The sequence below is a fragment of the Pseudomonas xanthosomatis genome, from assembly GCF_019139835.1.
GTDB classification, from domain to species: domain Bacteria; phylum Pseudomonadota; class Gammaproteobacteria; order Pseudomonadales; family Pseudomonadaceae; genus Aquipseudomonas; species Aquipseudomonas fakonensis.
The window spans coordinates 2,403,890-2,419,912 of the sequence record NZ_CP077075.1 but is presented as its reverse complement, the minus strand read 5'-3'; the positions used below and the strand labels follow the sequence as shown (position 1 = coordinate 2,419,912).

Genomic DNA, 16,023 nt, shown 5'->3' with positions numbered 1-16,023 from the left:
CGCCTGCGCCGGCCAGCAGGCACAGGCGGCCAGCAGGCTGGCAAATGCAAAGGTCTTCACGGGCGGTCCTTATTGTTCGGTCAACGCGGACCCTGCGCGGTCGAGCAGGGGCTTGAACAGGTAAGTGAGCAGTGAGCGCTCGCCGGTACGCACGAACAGCTCGGCCGGCATGCCCGGGCGAATCACCAGGCCGTTCAGGCGCGCCAGCGCCGCTTCGCTGACCGTGCTGCGCAGCACGTAGTAAGGCTGGCCGGTGCGCTCGTCGAGCAACTGGTCGGCCGACACCAGCGCTACCTCGCCACTGACCCTCGGCGTGCGGTTCTGGTTGAACGCGGTGAACAGGATGTCCACCGGCATCTGCACTGCCACCTTGTCCACCAGGTTGACCGGCAGGCGCCCTTCCACCTCCAGCGCCGTGCCTTGCGGGACGATTTCCAGCAGGGTGTCGCCGGCCCGCACCACGGCGCCTTCGGTATGCACCCCGAGGTTGACGGCAATGCCGTCGGCGGGGGCGACGATGTCACTGTGCTGCAGCTCGAAGCGCGCCGAGTTGAGCTGCTGCTCAAGCGTTGCGGCTTTGACCTGAACCTCCGCCAGTTGCGTGCGCACCTCTTTTTGGTATTCGTCGCGGCGCTGCTGCAGGTTGAGCCGGGCCTCGACGATCACCTGCTCCAGCCGCGCGCTTTCGCCAGCGTTCTGTGCCAGGTCGCGCTGCACCTGTGACAGCTGGCGCTGGTACTCCAGCACGCGGTTGCGCGGAATATAGCCGTCGCCGGCCAGTGGGCGCAGGTTGTCCAGTTGTTCGCGCAGCGAGTCGGCCTGCGCCTGCAGGTCGCCGCGCGCCCGGCGCATGCCGGCCAGCTGGGCCTGGGAGCCGTCGATGCTGGCGGCCAGCGCGCCCTGCTCGCGGGCCTGGGCCTGGCGGCGGCTGTCGAACAGTTGGCGCTGGCCCTCGACAATCAGCCCCAGCTGCGGGTCGTCATCGCCCAGCAGCTCGGCGGCAAACGCCAACTGCGCCCGGTTGTCGCGCTCGGCCTGCCAGCGCGCCAGGCTGGCGCGGGTGGTGCGGTACTGGGCCTGCAAGGCAGCGACATCGGCCTGTACCCGGGTGCGGTCGAGGCGGAACAGCGCCTCGCCCTGGTGCACCTGCTGGCCCTCGCTGACCAGGATCCGGCTGACCACCCCAGGCGCCATCGACTGCACCGCCTTGCGCTTGCCCGACACCACCACCGTGCCCTGCACCGGCACCCCCTGGTCGAGCGGCGCCAGGCTGGCCCAGGCCATGAAGCCACCGAAGCCTGCCAGGGTCAGCCACCAGCCCAGGCGCACATGAAAGCGCGCGTCGCGCTCATGCCGGCTCATGCGCCACCCCCGGCCTGCAGTGGGCGTTGCGCCGGGCCCTGGCCCAGGGCGTGGAGAATGTCACGGGCCGGGCCAAAGCCCTGCAAGCGGCCTTCGTTGAGCACCAGCAGCTTGTCGGCCTGGCCCAGCGCGGCGCTGCGGTGGGTCACCAGCACCACGCTGCGGCCCAGGGCCTTGAGCTGTTGCAGGGCATTGGCCAAGGCCGCCTCGCCGAGGCTGTCGAGGTTGGAGTTGGGTTCGTCCAGAACCACCAGGCAGGGGCTGCCATACAGGGCCCGGGCCAGGGCGATGCGCTGTTTCTGGCCGCCGGAAAGGTCAGCGCCCGCCTCGCCCAGGCGCGTGTCGTAGCCCTGCGGCAGGCGCAAAATCAGTTCGTGCACCCCGGCCAGGCGCGCCGCCTCGACCACCTTGTGGCCGTCCAGCTCGCCGAAGCGGGCGATGTTCTCGGCGATGCTGCCACGCAGCAGCTCGATGTTCTGCGGCAAATAGCCGATGTGCGGGCCCAGGGCCTCGCGGTCCCACTGACTGAGCTCGGCGCCGTCCAGGCGCACCTGCCCGGCCAAGGTCGGCCATACGCCCACCAGCACCTTGGCCAGGGTCGACTTGCCCGAGCCCGAGGCGCCCAGCACCCCCAGCAACTCGCCCGGGGCCAGGTTGAAACTGACCTGCTGCAAGGTCGCAAGGGTGCGCCCGGGCGGGCCGGCGCTAACCTGTTCGACGGCCAGTTGCCCGGTGGGTGCCGGCAACGGCATCGGCACCGCGGGCTCGGGGTGTTCGCGCAGCAGGCCGTCCAGGCGCTGGTAGGCCAGCTGCGCGGCGCTCCACTGCTTCCACACCGCAATCAGTTGGTCGATGGGGCTGAGCACCCGGCCCATGAGGATGGAGCCTGCGATCATCATGCCCGGGGTCATCTGCCCCTCGATCACCAACAACGCACCCAGCCCCAGCACCAGCGATTGCAGGCACAGGCGCAGGCCCTTGCTGATGGCGGTGACCACCGCCGAGGTGTCGCTGGCGCGGTTTTGCAGGTCGAGAAAGCGCACATGCAGGGCGAACCAGCGCTGGCGCAGGGCTCCTAGCATGCCCATGGCCTGTATGCTCTCGGCGCTTTGCAGCTGGCTGCCGGCCAGTTGCGTCGATTGCAGCTGGTAGTGGCTGGCCTCGGCCAGGGTGGCGTGGGTCAGGCGCTCGTTGAGCAGCGCAAGGCCAATCAGCAGCGCGGCGCCGACGCAGGCCATCACCCCCAGCCAGACGTTGAAGACGAAGATCACCGCCAGGTACAGCGGGAACCACGGCGCGTCGAAGAACGCGAACAGTGCAGGGCCGGTGACGAACTGGCGCAGCTGGGCAAGGTCACCCAGGGCCTGCCCGGCGGCCCCGTCACGCTGGCGCAAGTTGCGTTCGAAGGCGGCGCGGTAAACATTCAGGTTGAAACTTTTTTCCAACTGGTTGCCCACCCGGATAACGATGAAACTGCGCACCGCTTCCAGCGCGCCGATATAAACGAAGAAGCCGACGACCATAAGCGTCAGCACCCATAAAGTTGTGGTGTTCTGTGAACTCAGTACACGGTCGTACACTTGCAGCATATAAATCGACGGCACCAGCATCAGCAGGTTTATCAGCGCGGTAAAACAGCCCACGCTGATCAAGGTCGATTTATATTGGCCGAGCGCCGCCCACAAGGGCGCCCCGGGCTTGTGGCTCGGAAGTTTCATGTTTCGCCCTGTCTGGCTGGAACTTTACAAGTTCCAGGCGGGGTTATGGGTTCAAGCGCTCGAGTACCCGTTGCGTGCCGTCCGGCGCGGCCCAGGTATAACGCTGGGCACCTTCGCGGCTGAAATGCACCACGCTGCTGCCGTCAGCACCCACCAGGGCGAGGGTATCGGGGGTTACCAGCCAGCTGCCGGGGCGCAGCCCGAGCAGGTGCTCGGCGCATGCCAGGTCACCGCCTAGCTGGCCTTCGCTGGCGCCCAGGCGCAACTCGCAGGGCTGGCCCTGCGACTGTTCGGCGTAAAGCTGCCAACGCCCGGCCAGTTGCGCGGGGTTGGGGAGTAACAGGCTGCTGCCCATGGCTACCTCGGTCATCCACATCAGGGGGATCGCACACAGCGCGATCAAAGGGTTGCTCATTCGCATCGCTTGGCCTCTTCGGCAGAAGGGGCAGCGCCGCAGCGCCGCCCCCGCGCATCAGACCACGATGTCGGTGACTGCGGCCTGGCCAACGGTGGTCACCAGGAAATCACCGAGGCTGTTGCCGGTGAAGTCGATGGCCAGGCTGCCCAGGTTGGTCGCCTGGTCGTAACTCAGCACCGCCTCGCCGGCATGGCCGGTGAAGGCGTTGACGAAGGTCAGCGGCAGGTGGTCCACGGCAAACGCGGCAATGCCCGACAGGTCGATCTTGTCCACACCCGAGGTGAAGTCCATGATCCGGTCCGGCGCGGCCCGGGTCGAGTCGCTGACCGCGCCGAACACGAAGGTGTCGGCACCACTACCGCCCCACAGGGTATCGGCACCGCCACCACCGTAGAGGATGTCGTTGCCGGCACCGCCCTTGAGCAGGTTGGCCACCTGATTGCCGATCAGCAAGTCGTTGCCCGAACCGCCGATGGCGTTCTCCACGGTGACGCCCTTGGCGATGGACACGTTGCCGACCATGCCACCCACGTCCGAGAACGACGCCTCGTTGAGGTTGATCTTCTGGTTCTGGGTAAAACCTGAGAAGTCCAGGGTGTCGTTGCCGCCACCGTCCCACACCGCAAACACCACTTTCGACGAGGCCGAGGTGGCCGAGAAGTAGTCGCGATCGGCGGTAGAGTTGAAGCCGTAGGTGGTGTCGCCGGAGCGGGTCGCGTAATTGGCGCCGTAGAGCTTCTGGATGGCCGCGATGTCATCCATCAGCGGCGCCGAGGCGTAGTACTGCCCGCCGCCCTTGATGAAGTTCTGCCCGGTGTTGCTCTCGCTCCAGTAGCTCATGACGCTGTAGCCGCGCGAATCCTGAGCGTAGGAGGCGTCACGGTAGCTGGGGTTGCCTTCGCCTGCGTTGTAGTCGCCGGGGTGCGACAGGCCCAGCACGTGGCCGATTTCGTGGGTGAGGGTCTGGCGCCCGTAGTTGCCGGTGCCGGGGTTGGTGTTGACCTGGTAGCCGCTGTTGATCAGGTACCAGGACTCGCCCTTGTGCGAGCCGGGTTGATCGAACGGCAGGTAGGCGAACGCCGCGCCGCCGTCGTTGGCGCTGTAGTTGCCGAAAGTCATGTGGCCGTCGCCACCGCTGGCCGACTCGGTGAAGGTGACCTTGGCCACGTCCGCCCAGGACTGCATGGCGAGCTTGGCCTGGTCTTTCTGCAGGCTGCTGAACTGGCTGAAACTGCCCAGGTCGCGGCTGTAGAAGTCCGACGGTGCGCGGGTGAGGAAGCTGTAAGTAAGGCTGATGGTGCCGTCCTTGTTCAGGTCTTTCCAGGCGGCGCCATCGCGCAGCAGAAAGTCCGCCGCCTGGTCGACGCTGAACGAGGGCTTGCCGTTGATATCGGCGCCGCCACGGTCGTACTGGTGGGCAAAACGCTCAACCAGCCCGGCAGTGGCACTCGGCCCGTGGGGTTGCAGCGCGGCCGCAGTTGGCGCAACGGCATTGAGTGTGGCTTTTGACATGCAGGTAACTTCCTTGTGTACAAAAAGCAGTTGATGTCCGACAGGAATCTCCCACCTGGCGAGTTCATCCTGTCACTCGCCCTTATGAGGCGCAAAAAAACTGACACATTCAGAAACTTTCTGTCCAGCAATTTTTTGCATATTTGTTCATTTTCGAAAACAGCAACTCTTTGCGAATAGCCCCTTGTACAACCAGACACTTGTAAAACCATGAGTCCCGTTAATGACCGCCGGGTTTCATGTTCATAAGTTCGAAGTTTAATTATGAAAACGCGACCCTTTAATGTTCATTCGAACCCTTGCCTTGTCTGCTTCCATAGTTACCGCGACAACCGGCCACATGACCCTCCGTCGCCTGGCCGTTGACTTGATAACGGCCGGAGCGCTCAGTAGGCGCTGGTCAAGAAGCCCTTTCCCGACAGGACGACACGATGACAAGACTCACGGTGCAATCCGGCGATTTCTTGCAAGGTGAAGGCGAGTATCGCAATGGAGCGCTCACACTCAAGACCCCGCGCAGCCCCTCGCCTGGCGAGCGCATTTCACTGACCCGCATCACCGACTTGAAGCTTGCCAACCTCGAGTCCACTCGCAGCCTGGGCAGCGCCATCGGCTGGGGCATGGCCGGTGCGCTGGTGGCAGGCCCGGTGGGGCTGCTGGCCGGGCTGTTGCTGGGCGGCAAGGAGGATGAAGTCACCTTCCTTGCCACCTTCAAGGATGGGCGCAAGCTGATGGCCATCACCGATGGCAAGACCTGGTCGAAGATTGACGACAGCTGGCGCCGGCATCAGCGCCCGGTCGCCGCCTGAATTTTCACCGGGCTTAATCGTTACTCCCCATAAGTGCCCGCTTTTTAGCGGGCACGCGTGCTTGCGCGCCTGCTAACATGGCGCCCTTTTTGTCCGCCTGCCCGGCGCAACGCCGGCGGCCGCGCCTGCCCGACAGCCACCACCGCACCGCTGACGCGCGCCCCTTCAAGGAGCCTTGCATGACCCCGCTTCGCCCCCGCCTGCCCCTTGGCCTGCTCGGCCTGGGCCTGGCCCTGCACAGTGGCCAGGGTTTGGCCGATGACAGCGTGACCCTGGCCCCGGTGCGCGTCACCGACAGCTATGCAAGCGAGGGCTACCAGGTGCGCGAGACCCAGGTCGGCGGCCTGCACGCAGCGCCGGTGCTGGACACCCCGGCGGCGGTCAGCGTGTTCAGCCGCCAACTGCTGGACGACCGCCAGGTGCGCAAGCTCAGCGAAGTGCTGCAAAGCGATGCCTCGGTGGGCGAGAGCTATGCACCGGTGGGTTACTACGAGAACTTCAACGTGCGCGGCTTCGAGCTGAACGCCGCCAGCAGCTACAAGATCAACGGCCAGACCATCGCCGGCGAGCAGAACGTGGCGCTGGAAAACAAGCAGCAGGTGGAACTGCTCAAGGGCCTGTCGGGCTTGCAGAGCGGCGTGTCCGAGCCTGGCGGGCTGGTCAACTACGTGACCAAGCGCACCGAGGATGTGCGCAGCGTCAGCGTGTCGAGCAACGAGCAGGGCGAGCGGTACCTGGCCACCGACCTGGGCGGCTGGTTCGGTGCTGAACGCCAGTTCGGTTTGCGGGTGAACCTGGCCCACGAAGACATCCGCTCCTACGTCGACCATGCCGACGGCAAGCGCGACTTCGCCTCGGTGGCGTTCGACTGGCAGATCAACCCGGATGCCGTGCTGGAACTGGATGCCGAGTACCAGCACCGCGAGCAGTATTCGGTGCCGGGCTATCAGTTGCTGGGCGGCACTTCGCTGCCCCACAGCGTGAACCCGAAGGACCACCTGGCCTGGCAGCAGTGGGCCAAGCCTGTGCAGAACGACTCGCTGAACCTGGGCGGGCGCTTCAAGTACCGCCTGAACGACAACTGGAACAGCACCCTCAGCGCCTCGCGCAGCGAGGTGGTGATCGACGACTACAGCGCCTTCGCCTGGGGCAGCGACGGCGGCAATGCCGCGCACTTCAGCCCCTCGGGCGACTACGACATCTATGATTTTCGCAGCCCCGACGACACCCGCCGCACCGACGAGGCCCAGGCCACGCTCGACGGCAGCTTCCAGGCGCTGGGTGTTGGCCATGAACTGACCCTGGGCGCCAGCGCCCAGCGCCGCACCCTCGACCAGCGCCCCTACTACAACATGCTGGTGGGCGACGGCAACATCGGCGAGGACGCGCCCGCCGTACAACCGTCCAGTGCCCCGGTCGGCGACAGCGAGCGCCGCCTGGACAGCCGCCAGTACGGCCTGTTCTTCAGCGACCGCATCACCTTCAACGAACACTGGCAGACCGTGATCGGCGCCCGCGAAGTGCGCCTGGACGAAAAGACCTGGGGTGAGAACGGCGTTGCCGGCCGCCATACCCGCCAGTACCAGCTGCTGCCAAACGCCGCGCTGATCTACAAGCCGCAGCCGGACACCACGCTGTACGCCAGCTATTCCAAAGGCCTGTCGGCCGGCGGCACCGCGCCTTGGTACGCCAGCAACGCCAGTGAAATCCTCGCCCCTACCCTGTCGCGCCAACTGGAAGTGGGCATCAAGCGCGACTGGCAGGGCATGAGTTTCAGTGCTGCGCTGTTCCAGATCCGCCAGGCCTACCAGTACGCCCGGCCCGAGGGCACCGGCTTCACCTACGTGCAGCAAGGCCAGCAGAAAAACACCGGCCTGGAGCTGGGCGCCAGCGGCCACGTCACCTCGAACCTGCAGATCCACGCCAGCGCCGCAGCCATCCGCGCGCGGGTGCAGAACAGCGGCACCGATACTTACGAGGGCCACCAGGCGATCAACGTGCCGCGCCTGCGCGCGGCGCTGCAGGCCGACTACGCCCTGCCCGTCCCTGGCCTTGCCCTGCTCGGCGGCGCGCGCTACAGCGCCAGCAAGTACGCAAGCCAGGCCGGCAACGTCGAAGTGGGCGGCTACACGGTGTTCGATATCGGCAGCCGCTACCGCACGCAAATCGGTGGCTACGACACGGTGCTGCGCCTGACCGTGGATAACGTGTTCGACAAGCGCTACTGGCGCGATGTGGGGGATTACCTGGGGGACAACTATCTGTTCCCGGGGGCGCCGCGTACGGCCAGGTTGTCGGCTTCGGTGAGTTTCTAGGGTTTGTACGAAAAGTCGCCGAGCGGCGATCAGGCAAGGCGAAAACAGGCGAGGAACGGTCGGAGTCGCGCTCGACTTTACAGGTTGTAAATGAGCATTCCGACCGGGCTGGCGCACCAGCCTGTTTTCAACGCAGCATGATCGTCGCGCAGGCACTTTTCGTACAAAGCCTAAGACCTTTTGACCTGTACTTTATCCTTGCCTGTCTGCTTTGGGATCTGCCGGCCTCGGGTTGGCCTGCGGGGCGCCAGCCCCCGGGTTGTCGGCTTTGGGCAGTTGCTTGCCGACTTCTTCCATGTCAGCGATCACTGCTAGCCCCCAGGCAGTCGTTTCCTGCTGGACGATCTTGTAGGTATCCCCTGCAAAGTCGGAAAACAGTTGGAAAACCTCATCGACCTGTGCCTGTGCGAGAGACTCTTCGGGATGCTTGGCCAACCACTGCGACCACTGCAGATGAAAACGGGTGATGCGGTGCTCCAGGGCCAACTGCGCCGTCACATAACGGACATGCCCCTTGGTCGAACCAAACAGACGATTGAAGACCAACGTTGCCCCACCCACCACGAGCGCCGGGTAGGCGTAGGCTGCCAGATCCTTGAACTCTGGCCTGATTGCCGCCAACGGTGGTGCCAAAAGACCAGCGGTACCACAAGCCCAGGCAACGAAACGGGTAAATTGCGACAACCGACGGTGCCGCTTTCGAGCCTTGTCGTAATAGCGAACATCATCATAAGCCAGCTGGGCGAGCTCATTGAATACGGTGCCCAACGCCGTCTTACCTGACGCCCCCCAATCTACTCCCTTGGTATTCTCAAGGTAATGCATCAGGCGCCCGGCGGTTTCCTGCCGTCCTAGATTTCTTCCTATGCGCATGATGACCCCTTTCATTGAATGCGCGACGCCAATGGAGCGTCTGACTGGATGCGATAAAACTCAACGCCACAACGTTTCGTGCTTTTGATGGAATTGCTCCACGCCGAACACCCTGATCCTCTCGAGCCAACTCTCGGCCTGAGTCCGTGATACGCCATGCTCCAGCGCAGCTTCCCGGAGCAGTTCGAACTCAGTGCGCAAGGTCGTGGGCATGATGCCGGGGTCGTCGGTGTTGATGCAGAACCGGTTAGGCCCATGGCGCAGACCGAACAAGTTGTTGCTGGCCCCTGGTAGAAGGGTCGACTCATCCGGAGGGTACCAGCGGAACACGGGATGTTCGACGTGGCTAGTCAGACGTGCGATATAGACATTGGAAGTCGGGTTTGCCTCGATCACCAGACCCAACCGATCGTATCGGTCCAGCAGCCAGTCCTGCAAAGCATGCATGAACTTCACTTCGCTCGAAGTTTCACGCACGGTGATCAACTTCAGGGCGTTTTCCGCAAACCTGTCCCGGGCCTGATCGCGATCATCCTGACTGATGCGAACCTTGAAAGCGCCTGGATTGGCGATTTGCGCCGGGATCAACGGCTCATCGACACCCACCTTTCCCACACGCAGGGTTTGCCAGCGTCTGCGCCACAACTTCGCAGCCATTGAGTCGGTATCATCGAGCAATTCGGCATCAGGCACTGCTGCCTTGAATTTGGCGTCACCCAGCCCACCAAGCCGTTCGCGACTCCAGTAGTGATAACAGTTACGCCGCAGCAACCAGGCCTGATGCAGTAGCTGCGGACTTGGAGCAGGCTCGCGGCTGTTGCTCCAGGAGAGGTAAGGAACGAGCCTGGCCAGGGTCATTTCGAGCTTAGGCACCACTTGTGCCGCCAACCCAAGATACGGACTCATCTCCCGGGCGTGATGCCAAGCCCAGACCAGGTTGTCCACATACTCATCCAGATCCAGAATGGCCTCACCGTGGCGCTGCAGCCAGGTGTCAGGCGCAATTCCAAGGGCCAACGCATGCCCCAGGCGGTCACCTGAACGCATGTCGCAGAAAACGACCGTTTCATCGACATGACGCATGCCCGAGAGCGGGTGCGCATAGTCTTCACCTGCATGCACGCTCAGGTGCAGGCCAAGGCTGGGCTCGCGCCGGTAAGGCCTGTTTTGCAAGCCCTGACGCAACCAGCGCAGTGAGGGCGCGAAGACCTCGGTTTTAACCGCATTTTCATCACCCGCCACATCCAGGCCACGCACCCAGCGCGCTGGCTGCAACCTGCCAGCCCACAGTGGCGACGTATTGAGTAACTCTTCGCGCTCCCAGGATGCATCGCTCGCCAATTTACGTGCTATTTCACCGGCCTCTTGCCAGACGAGAGCGGGATTACTCTGGAAGGCAGGATCACGGATCAAATGGATACAGAAATGCCAGCGCTCGAAGCGCTCACGCAGAGGCAGATGTTCCACCTGAGGTACGGGCCGTATCCGGGAAAACGGCTTGAGGCCAGCCGCTGAACCCATATGACCCAGCCACTGAACGACTGCTTCGGGGCTGAACCGATGGTGCGTGACCTTGAGTTCGGCCACATCGTTGCGCCCCTGGAATACCCGGCGAGCAGCATCGGTGTATTGATGCTCCCAGCCGAAATTACGGCGCGCATGATTGTTGTATACCTCGACGAACCGAGTGAGGCCTTGACCATCCATCAACAGCTGGCGCCGCAGGTTCATCAGGGAATTGAGCAGGAAAAAGATCGCCATGCGCAGGTCGCTGGAACAGTCCACTTGCTGGTAAAGGTTCCAGCACCAAATGACGAACCACAACCAGGCATTGCTGATATCACCTTTGGCAATGCTTCGCGCGATCTGCAACCGTAACCAGTGTGCTGAACGCGGATCGTCGGCATGCTCGATCTGCTTTTGTGCCAACCAGCGCCAATTGATTGCAGTGGGCTGTTGCCCGTACTTTCGACTGCCATGAGTATCGCCAAATATCTGCCGGGCGCTGACCGAGGACTCGACACCTCGAATGTCCATCAAAAGGCGTTGCGCAAGCGCCTGCAAGGACGGCAGCGCCTCCAGTGCTGGCTCATGGGCCAGCCCCTGGAGCGCTTCGCTCAACCCCGACATGAGCACCAGGCCATCATAATGGACGCCCCCCAGATGAACGTGGTTCTCTGCAAAGGCTCGGCCCTCATGGGGCAGTGGGCTGTAGAAGGGTTGCTGGGCAGCCACGATCCGCATCAGATCCTTGCAGTTCAACCTGGGCGACTCGCGCAGACGCCTGGCGATGCGCCAACCGACCAGCAACGTAGGGTCGAGGCGAGCAGCACTGCGTACGTATGCCTGGATGCAGTCATCGCGGTAATGGATGACGTCGCCGTTCTCGAGGAACAACTGATCGAACAGGGCATCCAGTACCGGCAATTCGCCTCCCCTTGGCCCGAAGAACATCGTCTGTGGCCAGAGCACCGCCAACGACTGGGCCATATCGTTGATGCGAAAACGCCGAGGATAATCGGCATCCAGGTCATTGCGCAGTGCCAGCACGCACTGCTCATGGAAATGCCGACGTTCCAGGGAGTCGTTGAAATGGCCAGGACTGAGCAGCCACCCACGGATCAGCCGCGCCAATGCCTGGCTGGAAAAACAGCTGGCATTGGCGAGTTCGAACAGGGATTGATCAAGCATCGTCTTTGGCGTTCAGTCCGTGAAAAGGCAACCCGGTGAGTTTTTCGAACTGCTCCAAAGACACCCTGAGCATGCGTCGAGCAATGCCCGTTTCATTAGGAACTCTACGAAACGCAGCTTCAATACCAGCCCGCTGGCACATTCGGTAAACACCCTCAATCCGCTCATGCAACTCTACAGGATCCATACTTCTGATTTCGGTGGCGGCTAGACCACGAAAGTAATTAGCTACATATTTTGAAAGACGGCGAGAACTTTCAGCCTCATACTCGCCCTGAGAAATAGATGAACTTTCTTTTACCGCAGCTTTAGCCTCTATCGAGTCAAACTCAGAAAACACATCAGACAACAACTCTCGCAGCGGATGCGACTCCAATGCAAATGTATAGGACCCCGTCCTGAAATCAAAGGATTGTTGGCTACGATTTGTGTGTAAGAACGGCAAAATATTTTGCCTATACAGTACGCTTTTTTCAAACTCCTTGCCCGCCTCAGTCATATTGACATTAGCAATCACCCTTGGAAACCCAAACAACTCACCTTTTTCAAAACTGCCAAACGCCGCCCAGATTGCGTTATAAATCTGCACCCCCAAATCAACCATATTCCGCAGCAACCTTGCATCGCTATCACCCTTCGAAGCTGCTGTATAAATATAGTGAGTCTGATTAAACACTTTATTCATTACATTATAGACCAGCCAGCTTGGTGGCACCTGCACCGAAAGATCCTTCCTCCACGAATTGATATCGGACGCCAATTGAATGATGGCGGCATCCAATTGATCCTCTTGATACTCTTCATCGGGCAGGAGCGGTGGTTCCACCGTTTCACGCACGCCCCCCGCCTCGGCATCCGAGTCGGATACCGTCAAGCTTTTCGTATCCGCCAGTGCCGCAACCGAGTGGAATGGCGCACGATCAAGCAACTGCGCGATTTCCACATACGATACATCGCGCACCATGCTCATGATGAGCAGTTCGAAAACACGCCCACCCAGCACCAGGTTCGAACGCTTGCTTGGGGAGAAGAAACTCCAATGTACCAGTAAGCGCCTGACAAACTCGGCATCCCCTAAGTACTTCTCTTTTTTGACATGCTGGGAAAGCGCCCACGGCCCTGTTTTTTGCGTGCTGACCGGGTACCCTCTTTCCGGCGTCGGGTATGCCAGAATTGTTTTTTCTGGCAGCCGCTCCAACCACAAATCAGGAACAAAGCCTTTCAGCGTCGCGTTCCAGCTTTTGCGCGCATCGTAGGCCAGGTCGAAGTTTTCAAAAATTTTCTGATTATGGTTCAAGGGTTGGAACAGGTCATGATTCAAGACCGTGCCGTCATCCGAGGCATCACCTTCAGACAACCAACTCATGCTGGTTTCGGCAGTCAGGTACGCCGCCCCGCCCCTGCGCTGATAGCGGAAGTATCCGGCAATCGCTTCATACCATTGTTGCAGATGCTCGCGATGCCCCTCTCTCAATGCAGGTTTCGCCGACTGGACACGACGCCTCAGGGCACTGTAGGCGCGCTCACGCTCGGTTCGACTCGTTCGCTTGCCGTCCGCCAGGGTAACTTGAGCTTTTCGATAACTGTCTGCAAACACCTGCACTGCCTCGGAAATCTCATCAGACATAAACAAGGAGCGTTTGATCTTATTGAAAGCGTCAACATCAACCAGCATGTTCGGGCTGAGCCCCAGTTGCGCCGGCAGCCCGACTATCAGCCCCTTGGTCGCATTGATGAACTGGGACATTTCGCGAACAGTCTTCAGTGGAAACCGTTGCCGGCTATTGCCCTCACCATTCACCCGCTCGTTCAGCAAGGCGTCCAACCAGTGCTGTAATATCGGCAACGGGAACAATGCCCTCCCCGCAGCAGTCAGCATGATGTTCGGATCGTCGAGATATGTTGTCAGTTGAGGCAGTTCGATACGCTTGGGCAGCGGCAGCACCTTGCGCTGATAGTCTTCCGCAAGGTCACGGGCACGCTGCCTAGACGCATCCTCAACGTCTCTCGCCTGGCTGGTGAGGCGTTGATAGAACTGGCGCCAGATGATTTCGTTGTAAAGATTCAGATCGCCACTGATCAGCGGGATGACAAAAGGTGAGGTTAAATACTTACGCACCACCTCAATGTTCTCGAAGGCCAGCGAGAGCGAAGTATCGACATCATCAATGGGAAGGACGACGACTTTCTTGTCGACCAGCGCCAGCACGCGCCTGAACAGTTCATGTACCTGTTCGGCCAACGCCTGATCACTCATGAACGCGCGCAGCTTATCCAGGCCATATTTATCCTTCTGGGTCTGGATGCCCTCCAACGCGGCCCCCAGCTTGTGCAACTGGTCGTAAAAGCTTTCGGCGCCTTGTTCATTGTGCTGGAGCGCGTGCTTCACGCTTTTGTCGCGCATCAAGGCCGCCACGATGACGTTCAGCAGCAAGTCGTCACCGTTTTCCAACAGCGTCGGGTCCACGGGTTTCAGTATCAGGAAGTCGCGCTCGTGCTGCAGATAGGTCGCAAGATTGACCAGCACCGAGCTTTTACCTGTACCTCGACCACCATCGATGAGGATGGCTTCATGGCTGCGGTGGTCGTCCAGATCCGAAAAACTCTTTGCATAACCCTCTGGCAGCCGTGCCAGGGTTTCTGTGAGGTGTCGTCTTATCTTTTCATACACCTCTTGCGCCAGCAGATTGTTGATCGCTACCTGGCGAGCCTGCTCGACCTGTTCGATGGGCACTTCAATAATGGTTTTCGGGCGGGGGGTCATTCGGCTCGATCCTTGATAGTCAAAGCGGAAAATTACGCATGGCCGCTCTGCAATCCCACTCATTAGCTTGCATCAGGTGCAAGTACGGAGCTTCTTCACCTGGCGTATTCGAGCGCCAGCCAAGGGCTGCGAGGGAACACCATTCCGATACAGAACGCGAGGGGCAGCGACAGCTTTCATAACCATGCAGAGTTGCATGGAGTATTGCCCAGTGATATCAAAAAAGCATCACCCTTTTAGCGGTATGCCCCTTTGAACTCTCCGCCCCCTACCCCAAAAGCAACGCGGCTTTCTGCACGCCGGAGACGTCCAGCCCCTGCAGATAAAATCAATCACCGCCACGCGATCCAGGGTTTTAAAGGCCAAAACAAAAAGCCCCCGAACCTTTCGATTCGGGGGCTTTTCGCAGAATGTGGCGGTGAAGAAGGGATTTGAACCCTTGATACGATTTCTCGTATACACACTTTCCAGGCGTGCTCCTTCGACCACTCGGACACTTCACCGTTTCTCTTCAAGCTGTTCAGCCTGTCGAGGCGCGCTAATTTAGTCGAAGGTCTTTTCTTTGGCAAGCATTTTTTTCAGAATTTTCATGCGCTTAAGCCCACCTGCCGAAAAGCCGCGGGCATCAGGGCAATGCTGCCATTGTCGCCAGCGCTTTTACCGCAACTGAAAGGCCTGCCCCGCTGTGCTGCGGGATCACGGGCCAAGGCTGACTGGCCAGTCAGCCTTGCTGCTTTACCTGGCTGGCGGTGCTGGGTAACGTCGTCGCCACGCCACCTAAAGGACTCTGCCATGAGCGAGCTGATTACCTACCACGCCGAAGACGGCGTCGCCACCCTGACCCTCAACAACGGCAAGGTCAACGCCATCTCGCCGGATGTCATCCAGGCGTTCAACGCCGCCCTGGACCGCGCGGTGGAAGAGCGCGCGGTGGTGATCATCACCGGCCAGCCGGGCATTCTTTCTGGCGGTTACGACCTCAAGGTGATGACTGCCGGCCCCAAGGAGGCGGTAGGCCTGGTGACTGCGGGTTCCACCCTTGCCCGTAGATTGCTTTCGCACCCGTTCCCGGTGATCGTCGCCTGCCCTGGCCATGCCGTGGCCAAGGGTGCGTTCCTGTTGTTGTCGGCTGACTACCGCATTGGTGTCGAGGGGCCGTACAAGATCGGCCTGAATGAAGTGCAGATCGGCATGACCATGCACCATGCGGGCATCGAACTGGCCCGCGATCGCCTGCGCCGTTCGGCCTTCCACCGGTCGGTGATCAATGCCGAGATGTTCGAGCCTCGGGATGCGCTGGATGCGGGGTTTCTTGACAAGGTGGTACCGGCTGAGCGGTTGCTCGATGAGGCACGTCTGGTTGCCCGGGAATTGAAGAAGCTGAACATGCTGGCGCACAAGAATACCAAGCTGAAAGTGCGCAAGGGGTTGTTGGAGGCTTTGGATGAGGCGATTTTGCTGGATCAGGGGCATATGGGGTGAGTTGAGGGGTTCGGGTTCGAGTTCGGGGTTTATCGTGATTGCTTTTGTAGATGTATGCGCATTCGTTGACGATGGCGGC

At 61.0% G+C, this 16,023-nt stretch carries 10 protein-coding genes and 1 tRNA gene; 3 read left to right on the top strand and 8 right to left on the bottom strand.

Annotated features, from left to right (window positions below):
• Positions 1–69: 69 nt before the first annotated feature.
• Genes KSS93_RS10775 through KSS93_RS10760 form a run of 4 tightly spaced genes read right to left on the bottom strand, consistent with a single transcriptional unit; the run spans position 70 to position 5,010 of the window.
• Positions 70–1,362, bottom strand: coding sequence for an HlyD family type I secretion periplasmic adaptor subunit (locus KSS93_RS10775; RefSeq protein ID WP_217888266.1), 1,293 nt, complete (start codon positions 1,360–1,362; stop codon positions 70–72).
• Positions 1,359–3,080 carry a type I secretion system permease/ATPase gene (locus KSS93_RS10770; RefSeq protein ID WP_217888265.1) on the bottom strand — a complete coding sequence of 574 codons (1,722 nt, stop codon included), beginning with the start codon at positions 3,078–3,080 and terminating at the stop codon, positions 1,359–1,361. The genes KSS93_RS10775 and KSS93_RS10770 overlap by 4 nt, the downstream gene beginning before the upstream one ends.
• A gap of 43 nt (positions 3,081–3,123) precedes the next feature.
• Entirely contained in the window at positions 3,124–3,495 is a 372-nt protein-coding gene (locus KSS93_RS10765) for an AprI/Inh family metalloprotease inhibitor (protein WP_225917327.1), read from the bottom strand.
• Between the two features lie 57 nt (positions 3,496–3,552).
• Positions 3,553–5,010: a serralysin family metalloprotease gene (locus KSS93_RS10760; RefSeq protein ID WP_217888263.1), complete on the bottom strand. Its 1,458-nt coding sequence runs from the start codon at positions 5,008–5,010 to the stop codon at positions 3,553–3,555.
• A 431-nt stretch (positions 5,011–5,441) separates the two neighbouring features.
• Here KSS93_RS10760 and KSS93_RS10755 point away from each other — a divergent pair, with 431 nt between their 5' ends.
• On the top strand, positions 5,442–5,819 hold the full coding sequence (locus KSS93_RS10755; protein WP_217842370.1) for a hypothetical protein: 378 nt from the start codon (positions 5,442–5,444) through the stop codon (positions 5,817–5,819).
• Between the two features lie 179 nt (positions 5,820–5,998).
• A complete protein-coding gene (locus KSS93_RS10750; RefSeq protein ID WP_217888262.1) occupies positions 5,999–8,134 on the top strand; it encodes a TonB-dependent siderophore receptor in 2,136 nt (711 codons plus the stop codon).
• Positions 8,135–8,326: 192 nt separating this feature from the next.
• Here the strand turns inward: KSS93_RS10750 and KSS93_RS10745 are convergent, their stop codons facing one another.
• From KSS93_RS10745 to KSS93_RS10730, 4 genes are all read right to left on the bottom strand, one after another.
• The gene (locus tag KSS93_RS10745; protein ID WP_217888261.1) at positions 8,327–9,022 is read right to left on the bottom strand and encodes an SLATT domain-containing protein; all 696 of its coding nucleotides are present in this window, start codon (positions 9,020–9,022) and stop codon (positions 8,327–8,329) included.
• 45 nt (positions 9,023–9,067) lie between these two features.
• Positions 9,068–11,698 carry an antiviral RADAR system adenosine deaminase RdrB gene (rdrB, locus tag KSS93_RS10740; protein WP_217888260.1) on the bottom strand — a complete coding sequence of 877 codons (2,631 nt, stop codon included), beginning with the start codon at positions 11,696–11,698 and terminating at the stop codon, positions 9,068–9,070.
• Entirely contained in the window at positions 11,691–14,462 is a 2,772-nt protein-coding gene (gene rdrA / locus KSS93_RS10735; RefSeq protein ID WP_217888259.1) for an antiviral RADAR system adenosine triphosphatase RdrA, read from the bottom strand. Before rdrA ends, rdrB begins: the two co-directional genes overlap by 8 nt.
• A 413-nt stretch (positions 14,463–14,875) precedes the next feature.
• Positions 14,876–14,965 (bottom strand) — tRNA-Ser (locus tag KSS93_RS10730).
• Positions 14,966–15,254: 289 nt separating this feature from the next.
• Between KSS93_RS10730 and KSS93_RS10725 the strand changes: the two genes are divergently transcribed.
• Positions 15,255–15,944 carry a crotonase/enoyl-CoA hydratase family protein gene (locus tag KSS93_RS10725; protein WP_217888258.1) on the top strand — a complete coding sequence of 230 codons (690 nt, stop codon included), beginning with the start codon at positions 15,255–15,257 and terminating at the stop codon, positions 15,942–15,944.
• Positions 15,945–16,023: the final 79 nt, after the last annotated feature.

Excerpts from the sequence above, each read along its gene's own strand:
- KSS93_RS10775 (WP_217888266.1), bottom strand. The coding sequence starts at position 1,362 with ATGAGCCGGCATGAGCGCGACGCGCGCTTTCATGTGCGCCTGGGCTGG.
- KSS93_RS10770 (WP_217888265.1), bottom strand. The coding sequence starts at position 3,080 with ATGAAACTTCCGAGCCACAAGCCCGGGGCGCCCTTGTGGGCGGCGCTC.
- KSS93_RS10765 (WP_225917327.1), bottom strand. The coding sequence starts at position 3,495 with ATGAGCAACCCTTTGATCGCGCTGTGTGCGATCCCCCTGATGTGGATG.
- KSS93_RS10760 (WP_217888263.1), bottom strand. The coding sequence starts at position 5,010 with ATGTCAAAAGCCACACTCAATGCCGTTGCGCCAACTGCGGCCGCGCTG.
- KSS93_RS10755 (WP_217842370.1), top strand. The coding sequence starts at position 5,442 with ATGACAAGACTCACGGTGCAATCCGGCGATTTCTTGCAAGGTGAAGGC.
- KSS93_RS10750 (WP_217888262.1), top strand. The coding sequence starts at position 5,999 with ATGACCCCGCTTCGCCCCCGCCTGCCCCTTGGCCTGCTCGGCCTGGGC.
- KSS93_RS10745 (WP_217888261.1), bottom strand. The coding sequence starts at position 9,022 with ATGAAAGGGGTCATCATGCGCATAGGAAGAAATCTAGGACGGCAGGAA.
- rdrB (WP_217888260.1), bottom strand. The coding sequence starts at position 11,698 with ATGCTTGATCAATCCCTGTTCGAACTCGCCAATGCCAGCTGTTTTTCC.
- rdrA (WP_217888259.1), bottom strand. The coding sequence starts at position 14,462 with ATGACCCCCCGCCCGAAAACCATTATTGAAGTGCCCATCGAACAGGTC.
- KSS93_RS10725 (WP_217888258.1), top strand. The coding sequence starts at position 15,255 with ATGAGCGAGCTGATTACCTACCACGCCGAAGACGGCGTCGCCACCCTG.